6 protein-coding genes are annotated in these 3,494 nt (G+C 69.6%); 3 read left to right on the plus strand and 3 right to left on the minus strand.

Annotated features, from left to right (window positions below; translation table 11 throughout):
• Positions 1-326: 326 nt before the first annotated feature.
• The 3 genes from ABD127_RS07895 to ABD127_RS07905 form a co-directional block, all read right to left on the minus strand.
• A complete protein-coding gene (locus ABD127_RS07895) occupies positions 327-1,331 on the minus strand; it encodes an inorganic phosphate transporter (protein ID WP_425545802.1) in 1,005 nt (334 codons plus the stop codon).
• Positions 1,332-1,352: 21 nt separating this feature from the next.
• A complete protein-coding gene (locus tag ABD127_RS07900) occupies positions 1,353-1,970 on the minus strand; it encodes a DUF47 domain-containing protein (RefSeq protein WP_344199663.1) in 618 nt (205 codons plus the stop codon).
• An 85-nt stretch (positions 1,971-2,055) separates the two neighbouring features.
• Complete coding sequence (locus ABD127_RS07905; protein ID WP_344199666.1) at positions 2,056-2,229, minus strand: hypothetical protein; 174 nt, start codon at positions 2,227-2,229, stop codon at positions 2,056-2,058.
• A gap of 132 nt (positions 2,230-2,361) precedes the next feature.
• Here ABD127_RS07905 and ABD127_RS07910 point away from each other — a divergent pair, with 132 nt between their 5' ends.
• From ABD127_RS07910 to ABD127_RS07920, 3 genes are all read left to right on the plus strand, one after another.
• Positions 2,362-2,913: a TetR/AcrR family transcriptional regulator gene (locus ABD127_RS07910; RefSeq protein WP_344199669.1), complete on the plus strand. Its 552-nt coding sequence runs from the start codon at positions 2,362-2,364 to the stop codon at positions 2,911-2,913.
• Positions 2,910-3,269, plus strand: a complete 360-nt coding sequence (locus ABD127_RS07915; RefSeq protein WP_344199672.1) for a DMT family transporter — start codon at positions 2,910-2,912, stop codon at positions 3,267-3,269. Before ABD127_RS07910 ends, ABD127_RS07915 begins: the two co-directional genes overlap by 4 nt.
• The coding region (locus tag ABD127_RS07920; protein WP_344199675.1) for a DMT family transporter at positions 3,269-3,494 on the plus strand (226 nt) is incomplete at its 3' end. The genes ABD127_RS07915 and ABD127_RS07920, both read left to right, overlap by 1 nt.

The following is a 3,494-nucleotide window of genomic DNA, read 5'->3' on the forward strand; positions in this document are numbered from 1 at the left end:
TGGCTGAGGAACCCCCTTCGAGGCTCCTTCGTCGCACCTCAGGGGGCGGCACCCCTCCGCCCCTTGAGGTGCGACGAGGAACGAGGAGCCTCGAAGGGCACACCTCGACCACCGGCACACCCACCACCGGTGGTTGAGGTGCGAAGGCGCTCTAGCGCCTGAGCCTCGAAACCCTGGCTGGCTCGACCCGGAAGGTCACCACGGTTTCGAGGCTCGCGCCGCAAGCGGCACTCACACCTCAACCACCGGGGGTCACCGTCCGCGCCCTGAGGTGCGACGAGGAACGAGGAGCCTCGAAAGGGGCACCTCGACCACCGGGGCGCTGCTCAGGGCAGGAAGAGGCGGCCGATGAAGTAGGTGATCGCGGCGACCGCAGCCGCGGCCGGGATCGTGACGATCCAGGCGGTGACGATGCCGCGGGCGACGCCCCAGCGCACTGCCGAGATCCGCTTCGTGGCACCGGCGCCCATGATCGCGGAGGTGATTGTGTGGGTCGTGGAGACGGGCGCGTGCAGGCCGATCGCCATGACGTACAGCACCGTCGCTGCGACGCCCTCGGCGGCGAAGCCGCGCGGCGGGTCGAGGTCGATGATGCGGCGCCCGAGGGTGCGCATGATGCGCCAGCCGCCGGAGTACGTACCGGCAGCGATGGCCGAGGCGGCGGCCACGATGACCCACAGGGGCACGCCGTCGCCGTCGTGGAAGCCGCCGGCGACGAGCGCCAGCACGATGACGCCCATCGTCTTCTGCGCGTCCTGCAGTCCGTGGCCGAGCGACATGCCGGCCGCCGAGACGGTCTGCGCGTGCCGGAAGCCGCGCGAGACCTTGTGCGGGTTGGCCTTGCGGAACCCCCACATGATCGCCGTCATCAGCGCGAACGCCCCGAGGAAGCCGATCAGCGGCGACAGCACCATCGGGATCGCGACCTTTTCGACCAGCGTGTCCCACGAGACCGTGGTGGACGAGGCCACACCGGCACCGACGATGCCGCCGATCAGGGCGTGCGAGGACGACGACGGGATGCCGAAGTACCAGGTGATGAGGTTCCAGGTGATCGCGCCGATCAGCGCGGCGAGCACGATCGTCAGGGCGTGGGCCCGGTCGGCGTCCGAGATGCTCGTGACGCCGTCGATGTCGATGATCCCTTGGATCGTCTTGGCGACCTCGACCCCCAGCAGGGCTCCGACGAAGTTCAGGATCGCCGCCATCGCCAGGGCGACCCGGGGCGTCAGCGCGCGGGTCGAGACCGACGTGGCGATCGCGTTGGCGGCGTCATGGAACCCGTTGGTGTAGTCGAAGACCAGGGCGATGACCACCACGGCGATGACCATCGCCAGGACGGTGTCCACGTGTCAGGACTCCTTGACGGCGATCTGCTCGACGATGTTCGCCACGGTCTCCAGCGCGTCGATCGCCTGCTCCACGGACTCGACGATGTCCTTCATCTTGAGCACCTGCATCGCCTTGTAGCTGCCGCCGAACAGGTGCGCCAGGATCCGGCGGTGGTTGCGGTCGCCCTCGTTCTCGAGCCGGTTGATCTCGATCCAGTACTCGTCGAGGTTCTTCATCGTGCGCAGGCGCGGCATCGAGTCGGCCGTGAGCCGCGAGGCCCGCTGCAGGACGTCGAGCTGGTCGGCGAAGTGGGGCGGGAACTCGGAGACGTCGTAGAGGACGATCGAGTCGACCGCCTCCTCCATGAAGTCCATGACGTCGTCGAGCGCGCTGGCGAGCGAGTAGATGTCCTCGCGGTCGAAGGGCGTGACGAAGGTGCTGTTGACGAGGCGCACGATGCGGTGCGTCGTCTCGTCGGCCTGGTGCTCGGCCTCCCGCATCTGGTCGGCGAGGGCCTCTCGGTCCACCCCGTCGGCGAGGATCCCCGCCAGGAGGTCGGAGCCAGCCACGAGGTGGCTGGCGGATTCGGAGAAGAGATCGTAGAACGTCGTCTCCACCGGTCGAATGCGGAAGCGCACGCCTTGCTCCTGTCAACGGTCAGTTGGCCGTGACCATGCTAGGGGTTCACCGCCGCTTCACCAACGCGACGGTTGGGCCGAGCCCTCAGGAGGCCGGTTCGGCGGTCCCGTCGTCGTCGGTGAGACCGAGGATCTCGTCGACCTCGTGCTGCGAGAGAGGGGTGTCCGAGTCGGTGGCCGCGATCATGAGCTTGCTGGTCAGCTCGATCTCGTCGAGCGCGTCGTCATCGCGCAGACGCTCGTCCAACGGCTCCGTCATGGCCTCCCTCGCTTCTCCCCTGAGAGGATCAGGGTAGCGCTGCAGCCCACGTGTCGCGGCCCAATCCGCGCACCGGACGACAACCAGGACCCCGATCTACTTACTTAGCCATCCGGTTGGTAAAGTAAGTACGTGCCCGCTCCCCCTCACCGCCCGTCCCAGCGCGAGGCGCTCCTCGCCGCGGCGCTCGACGTGGTCCGCGACGGCGACGCCCTGTCGCTCGACGCCGCAGCCCGCGCCGCTGGCGTCACCAAGCCCGGACTGATGTACCACTTCTCCTCGAAGCAGGCGCTCGTGGCGGCCCTCGTCGACCACGTGCTCGACCGGTACGAGCGCGCGCTCGAGGCACTGCTGCCCGGCGGCGACGCCGCCCCGGCGCACGAGCGGATCGCCGCCTACGTCCGATGGTCGGTGACCACCCCGCACGACGCGACCGACCTCGTGCTGTTCAGCGACCCACGCCTCCGGGAGCAGATGGCCGAGCGCTGGGCCGCCCGGTTCGCCCCCTGGGTCGAGGTCCCGACCGACCTGGCCCCGGACGAGCGCGCCCGGCTCCAGACCGCCCGCCTGATGGCCGACGGCTGCTGGTTCGCCGACGCAACCGGTGTCCTCCCTCTCGCCCCGCACGACCGGGAGGCCGTGCTCGCGACCGCCCTCGACCTGATCGGATCCCCCACCCCATGACCACGTGGCTCCTCCTCGCCGGCGCGATCGCCAGCGAGGTCACCGCGTCCCTCTCGCTCAAGGGCGCCCTCGACCAACCCGCGCTGTACGTGATCGTGGTGACGGGCTTCGTGGCGGCGTTCACGTTCCTGTTCGCCGCGCTCGGCCAGGGCATGGCCCTCGGCGTCGCCTACGGCATCTGGGCCGCGTGCGGCGTCGCGCTGACGGCGGTGCTGTCGAGCGTGATCTACGACGAGCCGCTGACCCCGCTCATGGGCCTGGGCATCGCCGTGATCATCGGCGGCGTGCTGCTGGTCGAGCTCGGCTCACAGGCTGCGCACGCTGCAACAGCGTCGGCCGAGGACGAGGCCCTCTGATGGCGTGGATCTACCTGGTCGTCGCGATCCTGACCGAGGTCACCGCGACGCTCTCGCTCCGCATGGCCAGCACCGGCTCGCGCGCCTGGTTCGGCGTCGTCGGCGTGGGATACGTGATCGCGTTCGGCTGCCTGAGCCTAAGCCTCTCGGAGGGCATGAACCTCGGCGTGGCCTACGGCATCTGGGCCGCGAGCGGCGTGGCCCTGACCGCGATCGCCTCCCGCC

This window comes from Aeromicrobium alkaliterrae, assembly GCF_039529015.1.
In the GTDB taxonomy this organism is placed as follows: domain Bacteria; phylum Actinomycetota; class Actinomycetes; order Propionibacteriales; family Nocardioidaceae; genus Aeromicrobium; species Aeromicrobium alkaliterrae.